15 protein-coding genes and 1 pseudogene are annotated in these 16671 nt (G+C 40.8%); 14 read left to right on the top strand and 2 right to left on the bottom strand.

Annotated elements, in window-relative coordinates:
- Positions 1-87: 87 nt before the first annotated feature.
- The 4 genes and pseudogenes from QM424_RS01350 to QM424_RS01335 all read left to right on the top strand — a co-directional run.
- Positions 88-168 (top strand): annotated as a pseudogene (locus QM424_RS01350) (DUF1919 domain-containing protein); the annotation flags it as partial.
- 103 nt (positions 169-271) lie between these two features.
- Positions 272-2401 carry a Tex family protein gene (locus tag QM424_RS01345; RefSeq protein WP_414392702.1) on the top strand — a complete coding sequence of 710 codons (2130 nt, stop codon included), beginning with the start codon at positions 272-274 and terminating at the stop codon, positions 2399-2401.
- The gene (locus tag QM424_RS01340) at positions 2388-2837 is read left to right on the top strand and encodes a SprT family protein (protein WP_414392701.1); all 450 of its coding nucleotides are present in this window, start codon (positions 2388-2390) and stop codon (positions 2835-2837) included. The genes QM424_RS01345 and QM424_RS01340 overlap by 14 nt, the downstream gene beginning before the upstream one ends.
- Positions 2838-2895: 58 nt before the next feature.
- Positions 2896-3168, top strand: a complete 273-nt coding sequence (locus tag QM424_RS01335; RefSeq protein WP_001085044.1) for a PspC domain-containing protein — start codon at positions 2896-2898, stop codon at positions 3166-3168.
- A gap of 137 nt (positions 3169-3305) precedes the next feature.
- On the opposite strand, the gene QM424_RS01330 is transcribed toward QM424_RS01335, so the two are convergent.
- Positions 3306-3503 (bottom strand): hypothetical protein, encoded by a 198-nt coding sequence (locus QM424_RS01330; protein WP_000680772.1) that lies wholly within the window; start codon positions 3501-3503, stop codon positions 3306-3308.
- A gap of 427 nt (positions 3504-3930) precedes the next feature.
- On the opposite strand from QM424_RS01330, the gene QM424_RS01325 reads away from it, so the two are divergent.
- A complete protein-coding gene (locus QM424_RS01325; RefSeq protein ID WP_000173372.1) occupies positions 3931-4689 on the top strand; it encodes an ABC transporter ATP-binding protein in 759 nt (252 codons plus the stop codon).
- Between the two features lies 1 nt (position 4690).
- The gene (locus tag QM424_RS01320) at positions 4691-6679 is read left to right on the top strand and encodes an ABC transporter permease (RefSeq protein ID WP_414392700.1); all 1989 of its coding nucleotides are present in this window, start codon (positions 4691-4693) and stop codon (positions 6677-6679) included.
- A gap of 146 nt (positions 6680-6825) precedes the next feature.
- On the opposite strand, the gene QM424_RS01315 is transcribed toward QM424_RS01320, so the two are convergent.
- Complete coding sequence (locus tag QM424_RS01315; RefSeq protein ID WP_049509353.1) at positions 6826-7521, bottom strand: VIT1/CCC1 transporter family protein; 696 nt, start codon at positions 7519-7521, stop codon at positions 6826-6828.
- Positions 7522-8229: 708 nt separating this feature from the next.
- On the opposite strand from QM424_RS01315, the gene QM424_RS01310 reads away from it, so the two are divergent.
- The 8 genes from QM424_RS01310 (at position 8230) to QM424_RS01275 (ending at position 16669) form a co-directional block, all read left to right on the top strand.
- Positions 8230-9690 carry an aminotransferase class I/II-fold pyridoxal phosphate-dependent enzyme gene (locus QM424_RS01310; RefSeq protein WP_414392699.1) on the top strand — a complete coding sequence of 487 codons (1461 nt, stop codon included), beginning with the start codon at positions 8230-8232 and terminating at the stop codon, positions 9688-9690.
- The gene (gene speE / locus QM424_RS01305; protein ID WP_000366713.1) at positions 9691-10551 is read left to right on the top strand and encodes a polyamine aminopropyltransferase; all 861 of its coding nucleotides are present in this window, start codon (positions 9691-9693) and stop codon (positions 10549-10551) included.
- Complete coding sequence (locus tag QM424_RS01300) at positions 10548-11807, top strand: saccharopine dehydrogenase family protein (RefSeq protein WP_227231818.1); 1260 nt, start codon at positions 10548-10550, stop codon at positions 11805-11807. The genes speE and QM424_RS01300 overlap by 4 nt, the downstream gene beginning before the upstream one ends.
- Positions 11807-12934: a carboxynorspermidine decarboxylase gene (gene nspC / locus QM424_RS01295; RefSeq protein ID WP_414392698.1), complete on the top strand. Its 1128-nt coding sequence runs from the start codon at positions 11807-11809 to the stop codon at positions 12932-12934. The genes QM424_RS01300 and nspC overlap by 1 nt, the downstream gene beginning before the upstream one ends.
- Entirely contained in the window at positions 12931-14016 is a 1086-nt protein-coding gene (gene aguA / locus QM424_RS01290; protein WP_414392697.1) for an agmatine deiminase, read from the top strand. Before nspC ends, aguA begins: the two co-directional genes overlap by 4 nt.
- A gap of 9 nt (positions 14017-14025) precedes the next feature.
- A complete protein-coding gene (aguB, locus tag QM424_RS01285) occupies positions 14026-14901 on the top strand; it encodes an N-carbamoylputrescine amidase (RefSeq protein WP_414392696.1) in 876 nt (291 codons plus the stop codon).
- 191 nt (positions 14902-15092) lie between these two features.
- Positions 15093-15794 (top strand): response regulator transcription factor, encoded by a 702-nt coding sequence (locus QM424_RS01280; protein ID WP_414392695.1) that lies wholly within the window; start codon positions 15093-15095, stop codon positions 15792-15794.
- A complete protein-coding gene (locus tag QM424_RS01275) occupies positions 15791-16669 on the top strand; it encodes a sensor histidine kinase (protein WP_414392694.1) in 879 nt (292 codons plus the stop codon). Before QM424_RS01280 ends, QM424_RS01275 begins: the two co-directional genes overlap by 4 nt.
- The last annotated feature ends 2 nt before the right edge of the window (positions 16670-16671 follow it).

Raw genomic sequence — 16671 nt, 5'->3', positions numbered from 1 at the left:
TTGTAAAAAATAAAAACAGTGAAATTAATCACTAGTCCTTCTGTAAACTATTAGAATTAAATTGCAACCTTCTCAACTATACGCGGCCCAGAACTAGCTATTATGCCTGATCCATTAAATACTTTTGATATTATGGCTTGGTTCAAAAAAGGCGGTAATGCTCTCTAAGTACAAGTTATTGTGCTATAGAATATAAATTCATTCTCCAAGTATTGTTTTTAAATATTGTGTGAGCTAATTTGAAACGTTTAGCTTATGGTATAATAGATTCATGGATAAAAAATATGAAAAAATCTCCCAAGATTTGGGAGTGACGTTAAAGCAAATCGATACTGTTCTAAGTTTGACAGCTGAAGGGGCGACTATTCCCTTTATCGCGCGTTATCGCAAGGACATGACTGGTAGTTTGGATGAGGTGGCGATTAAGGCTATTATTGACTTGGATAAAAGTCTGACCAACCTCAACGACCGTAAGGAAGCTGTCTTGGCCAAGATTCAAGAACAAGGCAAGCTGACCAAGGAATTGGAAGAAGCTATCTTAGCAGCCGAAAAATTAGCAGATGTAGAAGAACTCTATCTTCCATACAAGGAAAAACGTCGGACCAAGGCAACCATTGCCCGTGAAGCTGGACTATTCCCTCTTGCTCGCTTGATTTTGCAGAATGTAGCGGACTTAGATAAAGAGGCTGAAAAGTTTGTCTGTGAAGGATTTGCGACTGGTAAGGAGGCCTTGGCTGGTGCAGTTGATATCTTGGTCGAAGCCTTATCGGAAGATGTGACCTTGCGTTCCATGACTTATCAGGAAGTGCTGAGACACTCTAAACTCACTTCTCAAGTCAAGGATGAAAGTCTTGATGAAAAGCAGGTTTTTCAGATTTATTATGATTTTTCAGAGACGGTTGGAAATATGCAGGGTTATCGTACCTTAGCCCTCAATCGTGGGGAGAAGCTAGGTGTCTTGAAGGTCGGTTTTGAACATGCGACGGACCGTATTCTAGCTTTCTTTGCAGCTCGTTTCAAGGTGAAAAATGCCTATATTGATGAAGTTGTTCAACAGTCAGTTAAGAAAAAAGTTTTGCCTGCTATCGAGCGCCGTATTCGGACAGAATTAACTGAAAAGGCAGAAGAGGGAGCTATTCAACTCTTTTCTGACAATCTGCGCAATCTGCTCTTAGTTGCTCCACTGAAAGGGCGCGTGGTTCTTGGATTTGACCCTGCCTTTCGTACAGGTGCCAAGCTAGCTGTCGTGGATGCAACAGGAAAAATGCTGACAACTCAGGTCATTTATCCCGTTAAACCAGCATCAGCTCGTCAAATCGATGAAGCAAAGAAAGATTTGGCAGATTTGATTGGGCAATACGGTGTAGAGATTATTGCCATCGGAAATGGTACTGCTAGTCGTGAAAGTGAAGCCTTTGTGGCGGAAGTTCTGAAAGATTTCCCTGAAGTCAGCTATGTTATCGTCAATGAAAGTGGTGCTTCTGTCTATTCTGCTAGTGAATTAGCTCGTCAGGAGTTTCCAGATTTGACCGTTGAAAAACGCTCTGCTATTTCTATCGCCCGTCGTTTGCAAGATCCCCTTGCGGAATTGGTCAAAATCGATCCTAAGTCAATCGGTGTCGGTCAATACCAACACGATGTCAGTCAGAAGAAACTATCTGAGAGTCTGGACTTTGTTGTCGATACAGTGGTAAACCAAGTCGGTGTCAATGTCAATACAGCCAGCCCAGCTCTTCTCTCCCATGTCGCTGGACTCAATAAAACCATCTCTGAAAATATTGTCAAATACCGTGAGGAGGAAGGAAAAATCACTTCACGCGCCCAAATCAAGAAAGTTCCGCGTCTGGGGGCCAAGGCCTTTGAACAGGCTGCTGGTTTCCTTCGTATCCCTGAAAGTAGCAATATCCTTGATAATACAGGAGTTCACCCAGAAAATTACGCTGCCGTTAAGGAACTTTTCAAACGTTTGGACATTACAGACTTGAATGAAGAAGCCCAAAGCAAACTCAAGTCGATTTCAGTCAAAGATATGGCGCAAGAGCTAGACCTTGGTCCAGAAACTCTTAAAGATATCATTGCCGATCTTCTCAAACCAGGTCGAGATTTCCGTGATTCCTTTGACGCACCTGTGCTTCGCCAAGATGTCCTGGATATCAAAGACTTAGTGGTTGGACAGAAGCTAGAGGGTGTGGTGCGTAACGTCGTTGATTTCGGTGCATTTGTTGACATTGGGATTCATGAGGACGGTCTGATTCATATTTCCCATATGAGCCGCAAATTTATCAAACATCCTAGCCAAGTGGTGTCTGTCGGAGATTTGGTGACAGTCTGGGTTAAGAAAATTGATACTGAACGTGAAAAAGTCAATCTGTCGCTCCTGGCTCCAAATGAAACTGACTGATTACGTTAAGCAGGTTTCACTTGAAGACTTCGGCAGACCTTTTATCCATCATGCCCAGTGGAATAGGCGTCTACGTTCGACAGGTGGGCGATTTTTCCCAAAAGATGGGCATTTGGATTTTAATCCCAAGGTTTATCAGGAATTGGGTCTGGATGTTTTTAGGAAAATTGTCCGACATGAACTCTGTCATTATCACCTCTATTTTCAAGGGAAGGGCTATCAACACAAGGATCGGCATTTTAAGGAACTTTTGAAAGCAGTGGATGGATTACGCTTTGTACCAACCTTGCCAAATAGCAACTCCAAACCACTCAAGCTCTATCGTTGCCAATCCTGCCAGCAAAGGTATCATCGCAAGCGAAGGATTGATACCAAACGCTATCGCTGTGGACTTTGTCGAGGTAAATTGCTACTAATAAATCAGCCTGAGGACTGATGAAAGCCGAGCCTACCCGTGTTATACTATGTCTAACCTAGCAGAAAGAGGAAATATCATGAACAGTAAATTTTATAAAATGAGACGAAATCGCATGATTTCAGGAGTTCTGGCAGGTCTGTCAGACAAGTGGAACTTTGATGTTACTCTTGTTCGTTTCTTGTTTGCCATTTTTACAGTTGCAAACTTTGGACTTGGCGTGATTATCTATATCATCCTAGCTTCTATCATGCCAACCAAGGAAGAAATTGAAGCAGAAATGTACGGAACAGGCCCACGCAAACGCAAAGAAGCCCAAGCTATTGACGATAACGAAGGATGGTTTTGGTGAGATTCTACAGAAGATTTGGAATAAGCAAAAAGCTTTAAATCAATAGTCTAAACTGCTTGATTTAAAGCTTTTTTACTTTTAATAATATTTTTCCAACTTTATCTATAAACTAAAATCATGTTTTTGAACTCATGTTTCTAATCTGATTTTTCATGCTGAGACAATACATTTTTTGAAAAATGGTGGATGCTGATAACAACTGATAGCCAGCAAATAGCATAAGCAGTAGCTGTAAATTGTGTACCGATAAAGTATGTCTGTTTAACTAAGAGCTGACCGATGAATGGAGAGAGGAGATAGAGAAGTCCGATGAGTATATGTTCTTTGTGTTTCATTAAAGTGCCCCTTCTTTTCTTATAGGTTGAACAACTTGCAAGTGTTAAATTTAATGGTATGTTATCTAGGTAAGCTTACTCAAATGTTAGTTCCCGCTTCCTCCTTTCCAAAGTAAGCCTTTTCACACTTATATTTTACAATTTTAAAAATAAGAAATCAAATTATTTTATAAGTAATTTTGCCTACATTTCTCCCAATCTTACAAAAATGTAAGATTAAAGTCTCTTTTGTAAGGTTAGGTTATGGCAAGCGGTCTTTTTTTGATGTAAACTAGACTCATAAAGAACAAAGGAGTAACATCATGAAACAAATCTTACAGAAGAAAACAAGAAAACCAAGCCACAAAGATATCGAGCGTGTTCAGCTGGGATGCGCTATGATGCAAGCAACATTTCATTTGATGGGATATTAAGAAAGGAGATTCTCATGACACTTTTAGATGTAAAACACGTTCAAAAAATTTATAAAACTCGTTTTCAGGGCAATCAAGTAGAGGCCCTCAAGGATATTCACTTTACCGTAGAAAAGGGTGACTACGTTGCTATCATGGGTGAGTCTGGTTCTGGTAAATCAACTCTTCTCAATATCCTAGCTATGCTGGACAAACCAACACGTGGTCAGGTTTACTTGAATGGAACTGACACCGCAACCATTAAAAATTCACAGGCCTCTAGCTTCCGTCGTGAAAAATTGGGCTTTGTCTTCCAAGACTTTAACTTGCTAGATACTCTCTCTGTAAAAGACAATATCTTGCTTCCGCTTGTCTTGTCAAGAAGACCTATTACGGAGATGATGAAGAAATTGGTGGTGACAGCCGAGAATCTAGGTATCAACCAATTGCAAGAGAAGTACCCTTATGAAATCTCTGGTGGACAAAAACAAAGGGTAGCAGTAGCACGCGCCATCATCACAGAACCTGAAATTCTCCTTGCGGATGAGCCAACAGGAGCCCTTGATTCCAAGTCATCTGCAGCCTTACTTGATGTCTTTGATGAAATCAATGAGCGAGGTCAAACCATTCTCATGGTAACCCACTCAACAGCAGCAGCTAGCAGGGCTAAGCGTGTGCTCTTTATCAAAGACGGCATTCTTTACAATCAAATCTACCGTGGAGAGAAGACAGAGCGTCAGATGTTCCAAGAAATCTCTGATACCTTGACTGTCATGGCAAGCGAGGTGAATTAGTATGTTTCGATTAACCAATAAGTTAGCGGTATCGAACTTGATTAAAAACCGCAAACTCTACTATCCTTTTGCGCTGGCTGTTCTCTTGGCAGTCACTGTCACCTATCTCTTTTACTCTCTAACCTTCAATCCCAAGATTGCTGAAATCCGTGGAGGAACAACCATTCAGGCTACACTTGGATTTGGTATGTTTGTCGTCACCCTTGCGTCAGCCATTATCGTCCTCTATGCCAATAGTTTTGTCATGAAGAACCGTTCCAAGGAACTAGGAATTTATGGCATGTTGGGCTTGGAGAAACGTCACCTGATCAGTATGACCTTTAAGGAGTTAGTGCTATTTGGGATTCTAACTGTTGGAGCAGGTATCGGTATTGGAGCCTTGTTTGACAAGTTAATTTTCGCTTTCTTGCTCAAACTGATGAAATTGAAGGTTGAGCTGGTCGCTACCTTCCAGATGAAAGTTGTCATTACAGTACTTGTTGTCTTTGGTTTGATTTTTCTAGGCCTCATGTTCCTGAATGCCCTTCGAATCGCCCGTATGAATGCCCTCCAGCTCTCGCGTGAGAAAGCAAGCGGAGAGAAAAAAGGTCGTTTCCTACCTCTCCAAACGATTCTTGGTTCGATTAGTTTAGGGATTGGCTATTATCTTGCCCTTACGGTAAAAGATCCTCTTACAGCCTTAACAACCTTCTTCATAGCTGTTTTGCTGGTTATCTTTGGTACTTATCTCTTGTTCAATGCAGGTATTACCGTTTTCCTTCAAATCTTAAAGAAAAACAAGAAATACTATTACCAACCTAATAACCTCATATCTGTTTCCAACTTGATTTTCCGTATGAAGAAAAATGCAGTTGGACTAGCAACTATCGCTATTTTGTCAACAATGGTTTTAGTAACCATGTCAGCAGCGACAAGCATTTTCAATTCCGCAGAATCCTTTAAAAAAGTTCTAAATCCTCATGATTTTGGGGTTTCAGGACAAAATGTTGAAAAAGAAGATTTGGACAAACTCTTGAGCCAGTTTGCAAGTGACAAAGGTTATAAGATTAAAGAGAAAGAAGTAATTCGTTATACTTACTTTGGTGTTGCAAACCAAGAAGGAAATAAGTTAACACTTTTTGAAAAAGGACAAAATCGTGTCCAACCCACAACAGTTTTTATGGTATTTGACCAAAAAGATTATGAAAATATGACTGGTCAAAAACTGTCTCTATCAGGAAATGAGGTCGGACTCTTTGCCAAGAATGAGGGAGTTAAAGAACAGAAAACTCTAATTCTGAATGATCATCAATTTTCTGTCAAAGAAGAATTTAATAAAGATTTTATTGTCAACCATGTCCCAAATCAGTTTAATATTTTGACTGCTGATTACAATTATCTTGTTGTACCTGATTTACAAGCCTTTTTGGATCAATTCCCAGATTCGGCTATCTATAATCAGTTTTACGGTGGTATGAATGTAAATGCCAGTGAAGAAGAACAACTCAAGGTCGCTGACGAGTATGATAAATACCTCGATCAATTTAATGCTCAATTAAACACGGAAGGTAGCTATGTTTATGGTAGTAATTTATCAGATGCTAGTACTCAGATGAGTGCCCTCTTTGGTGGTGTCTTCTTTATCGGTATTTTCCTATCCATTATCTTTATGGTCGGAACTGTTCTGGTCATCTACTACAAACAAATTTCTGAAGGTTATGAAGATCGTGAACGCTTTATTATCTTGCAGAAAGTCGGTTTAGATCAAAAGCAAATCAAGCAAACCATCAACAAACAGGTTTTAACTGTTTTCTTCCTTCCTTTGCTTTTTGCCTTCATACATCTCGCCTTTGCCTACCATATGCTTAGTCTGATTTTAAAAGTGATTGGTGTAATAGATACGAATATGATGTTGATTGTGACCTTGTCTATCTGCGCTATCTTCCTCATCGCCTATGTGCTGATTTTCATGATTACTTCTAGAAGTTATCGTAAAATTGTGCAAATGTAAAAAAGATACCTCGACTTCAAAATCGAGGTATTTCTTGTATTTTATACTCAATGAAAATCAAAGAACAAACTAGGAAGCTAGCCGCAGGCTATACTTGAGTACGGCAAGGCAACGCTGACGTGGTTTGAAGAGATTTTCGAAGAGTATTAAATGCTGAAAAGTTGACCGAGCAAGAAGGTAACTCCCATGGTTAAAAGACCAATAGCTAGGTTCCGAATCATAGCTGTTTTGGTTGGGGCTTTTCCAAGTTTGGCACTAGTGTAACCAGTGAGAAGAAGGGCCACACCGACGATAAGGACAGTAGCAGGAATGCGGTATTCACTTGGGAAAATAGTTACTGACAGCATTGGAGGCAAACTTCCAAGGAAAAAGGCAACAAAGCTAGAGATAGCAGCATGCCAAGGATTGGTAAATTCTTCATACTCAATCCCGTATTTTTCCTCTACTAAAGCCTTGAGTGGATTTTTAAGAAAGGCCTTGTTGGTCAAGAGTTGGGCAGAGGTTTCACATTCTCCATTTTGGATATAGGCAGCATAGAGAGACTTTTTAGCTAACTCTATATCTTGGTCTAGCAAGACTTGCTCACGCGCAACGGCTGCTTCCTCGGTATCTTTTTGAGTTGAAACGGATACGTACTCCCCACCAGCCATAGAAAAGGCACCAGCCAAGATAGCCGCAAAGCCTGATAAAAAGATAATCCAGATATTGGTCGTGGCACTGGCAACCCCGATAACCACACCAGCAATGGAAATAATCCCATCATTGGCACCAAGAACGCCCGCACGCAGGATATTTAAACGACCTGCAAAATTTGAATCAATTTCGTGATTTGTTTCTGACATATTATTCTCCTTTTTATCCAGTATAAAGGAAAAATATAAGGAAATCAATCTTTTAAAACTGTCTGAAAAAAGTTGCACGATTCTAATGATGTAGAAATTTCAGCATTTTTTCTGATAGATCAAACACCGAGGGTACTGAGTATAGAATAGCATAAAGAATTTTAAATTAAATACGATAAACATTTTGTTCACTTTATAATCGTTTGCAAGAGAATAATGAGTATTAAATCAAATAAAATCCAAATATTTTGCGAACTTTTTTATATTTTTTTCGTAAAACGCTTTACAAGTTCTTGGAAACATGATATAGTAATAAAGCTTAGAAAATGAGATGATGTTTTCTAGCAAATATAAACCCGAGTAAAAAATGCCTACGGACAGGCAGGGTTGAATGCCGAAGCGTGGTTGAAAAACCACATTATTGATAGGGTTAAAAGCCTACTTTTATAAGTTGATGTTAGGACGTTTGTCCTAATTCATAAATTTTTAGTGTGGTGAAAGCACACGTCATCTTGTGAAACGATCAATAAAGTACGTAATATTTGCTACTAGAGAGTTAGGAAACATCGGGAACAGACATACTCAACAGAAACCAAAATAAACACGTCAGAAGATTGCAGAGCAGGTGAAAACCTGCTCTTTTTTCATGAGTCAACCTTTAGTTCCTTAGTTTTCATAAGGTCCTAAAAATATTGAAAGGAGTGTGTCTTGAAAGAGTTAGATCAAAATCAAGCCCCAATTTATGAAGCCATGGTGAAGTTACGCAAGAAAAGGATTGTTCCCTTTGATGTTCCAGGTCACAAGCGTGGACGGGGAAATCCAGAACTTGTCGAACTGCTAGGTGAAAAATGTGTAGGCATTGATGTTAATTCGATGAAACCCTTGGATAATTTAGGGCATCCCATTTCGATCATTCGGGATGCAGAGGAGCTGGCGGCGGATGCTTTTGGAGCAGCCCATGCCTTTCTCATGATAGGGGGAACAACTTCATCGGTGCAGACTATGATTCTTTCTACCTGCAAGGCTGGAGATAAGATTATTTTGCCACGTAATCTCCATAAATCTGCTATTAATGCGCTGGTTCTATGTGGTGCCATTCCCATCTATATCGAGATGAGTGTGGATCCTAAAATTGGTATCGCTTTAGGTCTTGAAAACGACCGAGTAGCCCAGGCCATAAAGGAGCATCCAGATGCCAAGGCCATTTTGATTAACAATCCTACTTACTACGGAATCTGTTCAGACCTCAAGGGTCTAACGGAAATGGCTCATGAAGCGGGCATGATGGTTTTGATAGATGAGGCCCACGGAGCACATTTGCATTTTACAGATAAACTTCCAATTTCTGCTATGGATGCAGGTGCTGATATGGCAGCAGTTTCTATGCATAAGTCTGGTGGGAGTTTGACACAAAGTTCGCTTCTTTTAATCGGGAAGCAGATGAATCCTGAATACGTACGTCAGATTATCAACCTGACCCAGTCAACCTCCGCCTCTTATTTGTTGATGGCTAGTTTGGATATTTCGCGTCGTAACTTGGCTCTACGTGGTAAAGAGTCTTTTGAGAAAGTCATTGAGTTATCAGAGTATGCTCGTCGTGAAATCAATGCTATCGGTGGCTACTATGCCTACTCAAAAGAGTTAATAGATAGTGTTTCCGTTTGCGATTTTGACGTAACCAAGCTGTCAGTTTACACTCAGGGTATTGGCTTAACAGGTATCGAGGTTTATGACCTCCTACGAGACGAATACGACATTCAGATTGAGTTTGGTGATATTGGCAATATCTTGGCCTATATTTCGATTGGTGACCGTATCCAAGACATCGAGCGCTTGGTCGGTGCTTTGGCTGATATCAAGAGACTCTATTCACGAGATGGGAAAGACTTGATAGCTGGAGAATATATCCAGCCCGAGTTAGTGCTGTCTCCACAAGAAGCCTTCTATTCAGAGAGAAGAAGTTTGTCTTTAGACGAATCTGTTGGACAAGTCTGTGGGGAATTTGTCATGTGCTATCCTCCAGGTATTCCTATCTTGGCTCCTGGAGAACGCATTACACGAGAAATTGTCGATTATATCCAATTTGCCAAGGAACGTGGTTGCTCCCTCCAAGGGACGGAAGATCCTGAGGTCAATCATATCAACGTCATTAAGAGAAAGGAGAACTAGATGGATTTATGGTTTTCTGAAGTTCATACTCCAGATGTCAAATTGTCCCTGAGAACAGCCAAGCAACTCTACGCTGGTAAAAGTGAATGGCAGGATATCGAAGTCTTGGATACGCCAGCTTTTGGGAAAATACTAATTTTAAATGGGCACGTCTTGTTCTCAGATGCGGATGACTTTGTCTACAACGAAATGACTGTTCACGTTCCCATGGCTGTCCACCCAAATCCCAAGAAAGTCTTGGTTATTGGAGGTGGCGACGGTGGTGTTGCCCAAGTTTTGACACTGTATCCAGAATTGGAACAAATCGATATTGTGGAACCGGATGAGATGCTAGTTGAAGTCTGTCGTGAGTATTTCCCAGATTTTGCTGCAGGGCTAGATGATCCTCGTGTTACCATTTACTACCAAAATGGGCTACGCTTTTTGCGAAACTGCGAAGATGATTACGATATCATTATCAACGATGCGACAGATCCATTTGGACATACGGAAGGGCTCTTTACCAAGGAATTTTACGGCAACAGTTACAGAGCCTTGAAAGAAGACGGCATCATGATTTACCAGCATGGGAGTCCCTTCTTTGACGAGGATGAGTCAGCTTGCCGTAGCATGCACCGCAAGGTTAATCAAGCCTTTCCAATCAGTCGAGTTTATCAAGCCCATATTCCAACTAGCCCAGCTGGCTATTGGTTGTTTGGATTTGCATCAAAAAAATACCATCCTGTCAAAGATTTTGACAAGGAAGGCTGGAAAAAACGCCAGCTTTTCACAGAATACTATACTGCAAACTTACACGTGGGAGCCTTTATGTTACCCAAGTATGTTGAGGACATTTTAGAAGAAGAGGAAGGAAAAAAATGAGTCGTTTATTAGTTATTGGATGTGGGGGCGTTGCCCAAGTTGCTATTTCAAAGATTTGTCAAGATAGCGAAACCTTTACAGAGATTATGATTGCTAGCCGTACTAAGTCAAAATGCGATGACTTGAAAGCGAAGCTAGAAGGCAAAACAAGTACAAAGATTGAGACAGCTGCTCTTGACGCTGACAAGGTAGAAGAAGTGATTGCCTTGATTGAAAGCTACAAGCCAGAAGCTGTTTTGAACGTAGCTTTGCCTTATCAAGACTTGACCATCATGGATGCTTGTTTGGCAACAGGAGTCCACTATATCGATACCGCCAACTATGAGGCTGAGGATACAGAAGATCCTGAATGGCGTGCTATTTATGAGAAACGTTGCAAGGAACTTGGTTTTACAGCCTACTTTGACTACTCATGGCAATGGGCTTATCAGGAGAAATTCAAAGAAGCTGGATTAACCGCTCTTCTTGGTTCTGGATTTGATCCAGGTGTGACTAGTGTCTTTTCAGCCTATGCCCTCAAACATTATTTTGATGAAATCCACTATATCGACATTTTAGACTGTAATGGTGGTGACCACGGTTATCCATTTGCGACAAACTTTAACCCAGAAATCAATCTACGCGAGGTTTCTGCGCCAGGTTCTTACTGGGAAGATGGAAAATGGGTCGAAGTGGAAGCTATGTCAATCAAGCGCGAGTACGATTTCCCTCAAGTTGGACAAAAAGACATGTATCTCCTTCACCACGAAGAAATTGAATCATTGGCGAAAAACATTCCAGGTGTCAAACGTATTCGTTTCTTTATGACTTTTGGTCAATCTTATCTAACGCATATGAAATGCTTGGAAAATGTAGGGCTCCTTCGTACTGATACCATTAACTTTAACGGCCAAGAAATTGTTCCAATTCAATTTTTGAAAGCCTTGCTTCCAGATCCTGCTAGCCTTGGACCGCGCACTGTAGGTAAAACCAATATTGGATGTATCTTTACAGGTGTAAAAGATGGCGTTGAAAAGACCATCTACATCTACAATGTTTGCGACCATCAGGAATGCTACGCAGAGGTTGGTTCACAAGCCATTTCTTACACGACAGGCGTTCCAGCTATGATTGGGACAAAATTGGTTATGAACGGTACTTGGAAACAAGCTGGAGTGTATAATCTTGAAGAATTGGATCCAGATCCATTCATGGAAGCTTTGAATGAGTATGGGTTGCCTTGGATTGTGGTTGAAAATCCACAAATGGTGGACTAATGAAGCTAGAACAAGTACCAACACCAGCCTATGTCATTAACTTGGCTAAGTTAGAAGCCAATTGCCGCATTTTACAATATGTTCAAGAAGAAGCTGGTTGCAAGGTTTTGCTTGCCCAGAAGGCATATTCCCTCTACAAAACCTATCCCATGATTAGCCAGTATCTATCTGGTACGACTGCTAGTGGACTTTATGAGGCTAAGTTAGCTAGAGAAGAGTTTCCGGGGGAAGTCCATGTTTTTGCGCCAGCCTTTAAGGATGCAGACTTGGAGGAATTGTTAGAGATAACAGACCATATCGTCTTTAACTCTGAGAGACAATTGCGTAAACATGGGCCTCGTTGTCGGGAGGCTGGTATCAGTGTTGGTTTACGCCTCAACCCTCAATGTTCAACCCAAGGAGATCACGCTCTCTATGATCCTTGCGCCCCTGGATCCCGTTTCGGAGTTACTTTAGACAAGATTCCGAGTGATTTGCTAGATTTGGTTGACGGACTTCATTTTCATACCCTTTGCGAGCAGGGAGCAGATGATTTAGAGACAACTTTGAAAGCAGTAGAAGCGCAATTTGGTTCGTACTTACATGAGGTCAAATGGCTCAATATGGGGGGCGGACACCACATCACAAGAGAAGGTTACGATGTGGATTTGCTGATTTCAGAAATCAAGCGTATCCGAGAAACATACAATCTTGAAGTTTATATCGAGCCAGGTGAAGCCATTGCTCTTAATGCTGGCTATTTAGCAACAGAGGTTCTGGATATTGTCGAAAATGGGATTGAAACGCTGGTCTTGGATGCTTCAGCTACCTGTCATATGCCGGATGTACTTGAGATGCCTTATCGACCACCATTGAGAGATGGCTATGAAGCACAAGAAAAAGCCCATACCTATAGACTTTCTTCCAATACCTGTCTGACGGGCGATGTGATTGGTGATTATAGCTTTGAAAGTCCAATAGAAATTGGTGACAGACTTTATTTTGAAGACATGGCTATTTACTCATTTGTCAAAAATAATACCTTCAACGGTATTGGATTGCCAAGTCTCTATCTCATGGACGAACAGGGTGACTGCAGCTTAGTCAAAGCCTTCGGATATCAAGACTTTAAAGGGAGATTATCATGATGGACAGTCCAAAAAAATTAGGCTATCGTATGCCAGCAGAGTACGAACCCCATCATGGTACCCTCATGATATGGCCGACTCGATCAGGTTCATGGCCCTTTCAAGGAAAAGCTGCTAAAGCAGTATTTAGCCAGATTATCAAAACTATTGCTCAAGGGGAAAGAGTCTATCTTTTGGTGGAGCAAGATTATCTATCTGAAGCCCAATCTTATCTTGGAGACAAGGTTGTTTATTTAGACATTCCCACCAATGATGCCTGGGCTAGAGATACAGGACCGACCATTCTCCTCAATGATAAAAGGGAAAAGTTGGCAGTTGATTGGTCTTTCAATGCTTGGGGTGGAGCTGTAGATGGTCTTTATCAAGATTATGAAGATGATGACCAAGTAGCTAGTCGTTTTGCTAAGATCTTGGAAATGCCTGTTTATGATGCCAAACCTTTTGTCCTAGAAGGCGGAGCGATACATAGCGATGGTCAAGGAACCATTCTCGTGACTGAAAATTGCTTGCTTAGTCCTGGTCGCAATCCTCATCTCAGTAAAGAGGAAATCGAAAACACCTTATTAGAGAGCCTTGGAGCTGAAAAAGTTATCTGGCTTCCTTATGGTATTTATCAGGATGAAACCAATGAACACGTTGACAATGTTGCTGCCTTCGTTGGTCCTGCTGAGCTTGTTTTGGCTTGGACAGACGACGAAAATGATCCTCAGTATGCCATGTCTGTAGCTGATTTAGAGCTTTTAGAAAAGGAAACAGATGCAAAAGGACGGAAGTTTACCATTCATAAATTGCCTATCCCTGCAATTCGACAAGTTGTGACAGAAGAGGATTTGCCAGGCTACATCTATGAAGAAGGTGAAGAAGAGCGATATGCAGGTGAACGACTAGCGGCTTCCTACGTAAACTTTTATATTACCAACAAGGCTGTCCTAGTTCCTCAGTTTCAGGATAAAAACGACCAAGTGGCCTTAGATATCCTCAGTAAGTGTTTCCCAGACCGTAAAGTTGTCGGAATTCCAGCCAGAGATATTCTCTTAGGTGGTGGCAATATCCACTGTATCACCCAACAAATCCCAGAATAGGAGAAAAAGATGAGAAATGTAAGAGTTTCAGCCATTCAGATGCAATGCGCTAAGGATGTGGCAACAAATATCCAAACCGCAGAGCGTTTAGTACGTCAGGCTGCAGAACAAGGTGCACAAATTATTCTCTTGCCCGAGTTGTTTGAACGTCCTTATTTCTGTCAGGAACGTCAGTATGACTACTACCAGCATGCCCAGTCGGTGACAGACAATACAGCTATTCAGCATTTTAAGGTGATTGCTAAGGAACTAGAAGTCGTTTTACCAATCAGTTTCTATGAAAAAGATGGAAATGTCTTGTATAACTCTATTGCCGTCATCGATGCAGATGGGGAAGTGCTGGGTGTTTATCGGAAGACTCACATACCAGATGATCATTATTATCAAGAAAAGTTCTATTTCACGCCTGGTAATACTGGTTTCAAGGTCTGGGATACTCGCTATGCCAAGATTGGGATTGGTATCTGTTGGGATCAATGGTTCCCTGAAACAGCGCGCTGTCTTGCATTGAATGGTGCTGAATTGCTCTTTTATCCTACAGCCATCGGTTCAGAGCCAATTTTGGATACAGATAGTTGTGGTCATTGGCAACGTACCATGCAAGGACACGCAGCAGCAAATATTGTTCCAGTCATCGCAGCCAATCGTTATGGATTAGAGGAAGTCACTCCAAGTGAGGAAAATGGTGGACAGAGTTCCAGTCTTGACTTCTACGGTTCATCCTTTATGACGGATGAAACAGGAGCTATTCTAGAGCAAGCTGAAAGACAAGGAGAAGTTGTTCTGTTAGCTACCTATGACCTAGACAAGGGAGCAAGCGAACGCCTAAACTGGGGCTTGTTTCGAGATAGAAGACCCGAAATGTATCAACGCATTACGGACTAGTAGGGGAGAAATGAGAAATTCATTCTGCTAGACTAACTTCTTATTAGCAACTATAAGGATACTATGTTGTCTATCAAGTGGATTTTATATTTTAACCCTCTAAGGCTTTCTCGCACTTTGATGCGAGGAGCTTTTCTGTTTAAGCTTTATCAATAAAACATGCTATAATAGTTGCAGAAAGGTTGGTATTTATGGCTAGGATATTGGTTATTGAAGACAATAGTGACATTCAAGAGATTTTGCGGACACTTCTTACTGAGGAGCATGAGGTGCTTCAAGCCTTTTCTGGTACAGAAGGAATCATGCGTTTTGACCAAGGTGGGATTGACCTCGTTTTGCTAGATATCATGCTTCCCGGGAAAAATGGGGATCAGGTTTTAAAATCCATTAGGGAACAAAGTCAAACTCCAGTCATTATGCTAACGGCTTTGAGTGATAAGAAGTTAATCAGTCAATATCTCTTAGACGGTGCCAATGATTACATCGTCAAGCCTTTTGATTTGGACGAAGTCTTTGCTAGAGTTACTGTTCAATTACGCCAAAGCGTAGAAAAACAGCCTATAGAACTAGGAAAAACTGAAAATCTGCCACAAAATTTGAAAAATATCCAGTTTGATGCAGAAAGTTTTGAGATAGGAAACACTACTGAATCCATTCGCCTTGCTAAGAAAGAATGCTTGATTCTCCAAACTCTCCTTAAACATCCTAAGAAGATCTTCACCAAGGAAGAACTTTATGAATTGGTCTGGGAGGATAGCTATCTACCTGGAGATAATACCCTCAATACGCATTTGAGTAATCTTCGTAAAAAATTAAACCAGCTTGACCCAAATCAAGAATATATTGAAACCATCTGGGGAGTTGGTGTAAGATTAAAAGGAGACAAGCAATGACCTACATGATAATCTTTATCCTACTGATACTCCTAATTATTTTATCGATTGCATTGATTCGCTACCATATAGCACTTAAAAACTTGAGTCAACAGATTGAAGACAAGATTCTCACAGGTAGTATGAAAAGAGTCGGAATCAGCATTTTTTCCAAACATTTTTTACAACTCTACCAGCAGATTGAGAATCTATTTCAGGAAGTAGAACAAGCTCGGTTGGTTATGAAAAGGGAAAAGCAGACTCTGGATATGGCCATCAGCAATATTGCCCATGATATTCGAACACCTCTGACTATCGCTTCAGGTTACACCCAACAATTGATAAAATCTCCTGAAGATAAATCAGAAACCTTACAAAAAATAGCCCAGCATCTTGATTTAGTTTCTAAACGTTTGGAGGCTCTCCTAGAATACCGTCGTTTGATGGAAGGAGCTGTCAAACCGAAACTGGAAGAAGTGGATTTTTCAGCTTTTATCACCAAAAAGACTCTGGCTTATTATGATGTTTTTCAGGCGGCAAATATCACGCTTGATTTTAAGGTTGAAGCTGGTTTAACAATGAGGACTGATGAAGACTTGCTGGATCGCATTTTACAAAATTTGCTTGGAAATGTCCTCAAGCATGGTAAGGAAGAAGCGCGTCTATCTTTGAGAAAGGAAAAGGAACAGCTTGCCTTAGAGATTGCAAACCTTGTCAAACAACCCATCAAAAGAATAGAAAATCTCAGCAACCGTTTTTATTCTGAAAATCTATCTGATACTGAAGAATCCTCTGGCTTAGGCCTTTATATCACTGAGGAATTATGCCATCTTCTCGGTGCAGAGATGAAACTAAGCACAGATGGGCAATGGTTGTCAGTTTTTATTTACTTTTAACG

It is taken from the genome of Streptococcus mitis (assembly GCF_047464945.1).
In the GTDB taxonomy this organism is placed as follows: domain Bacteria; phylum Bacillota; class Bacilli; order Lactobacillales; family Streptococcaceae; genus Streptococcus; species Streptococcus mitis_EA.
Note: the sequence above shows the minus strand (reverse complement) of the source record. Positions and strands in the feature narration are given on the sequence as shown.

Excerpts from the sequence above, each read along its gene's own strand:
- QM424_RS01280 (WP_414392695.1), top strand. The coding sequence starts at position 15,093 with ATGGCTAGGATATTGGTTATTGAAGACAATAGTGACATTCAAGAGATT.
- aguB (WP_414392696.1), top strand. The coding sequence starts at position 14,026 with ATGAGAAATGTAAGAGTTTCAGCCATTCAGATGCAATGCGCTAAGGAT.
- QM424_RS01345 (WP_414392702.1), top strand. The coding sequence starts at position 272 with ATGGATAAAAAATATGAAAAAATCTCCCAAGATTTGGGAGTGACGTTA.
- aguA (WP_414392697.1), top strand. The coding sequence starts at position 12,931 with ATGATGGACAGTCCAAAAAAATTAGGCTATCGTATGCCAGCAGAGTAC.
- QM424_RS01335 (WP_001085044.1), top strand. The coding sequence starts at position 2,896 with ATGAACAGTAAATTTTATAAAATGAGACGAAATCGCATGATTTCAGGA.
- QM424_RS01275 (WP_414392694.1), top strand. The coding sequence starts at position 15,791 with ATGACCTACATGATAATCTTTATCCTACTGATACTCCTAATTATTTTA.
- nspC (WP_414392698.1), top strand. The coding sequence starts at position 11,807 with ATGAAGCTAGAACAAGTACCAACACCAGCCTATGTCATTAACTTGGCT.
- speE (WP_000366713.1), top strand. The coding sequence starts at position 9,691 with ATGGATTTATGGTTTTCTGAAGTTCATACTCCAGATGTCAAATTGTCC.
- QM424_RS01330 (WP_000680772.1), bottom strand. The coding sequence starts at position 3,503 with ATGAAACACAAAGAACATATACTCATCGGACTTCTCTATCTCCTCTCT.
- QM424_RS01315 (WP_049509353.1), bottom strand. The coding sequence starts at position 7,521 with ATGTCAGAAACAAATCACGAAATTGATTCAAATTTTGCAGGTCGTTTA.
- QM424_RS01325 (WP_000173372.1), top strand. The coding sequence starts at position 3,931 with ATGACACTTTTAGATGTAAAACACGTTCAAAAAATTTATAAAACTCGT.
- QM424_RS01320 (WP_414392700.1), top strand. The coding sequence starts at position 4,691 with ATGTTTCGATTAACCAATAAGTTAGCGGTATCGAACTTGATTAAAAAC.
- QM424_RS01340 (WP_414392701.1), top strand. The coding sequence starts at position 2,388 with ATGAAACTGACTGATTACGTTAAGCAGGTTTCACTTGAAGACTTCGGC.
- QM424_RS01300 (WP_227231818.1), top strand. The coding sequence starts at position 10,548 with ATGAGTCGTTTATTAGTTATTGGATGTGGGGGCGTTGCCCAAGTTGCT.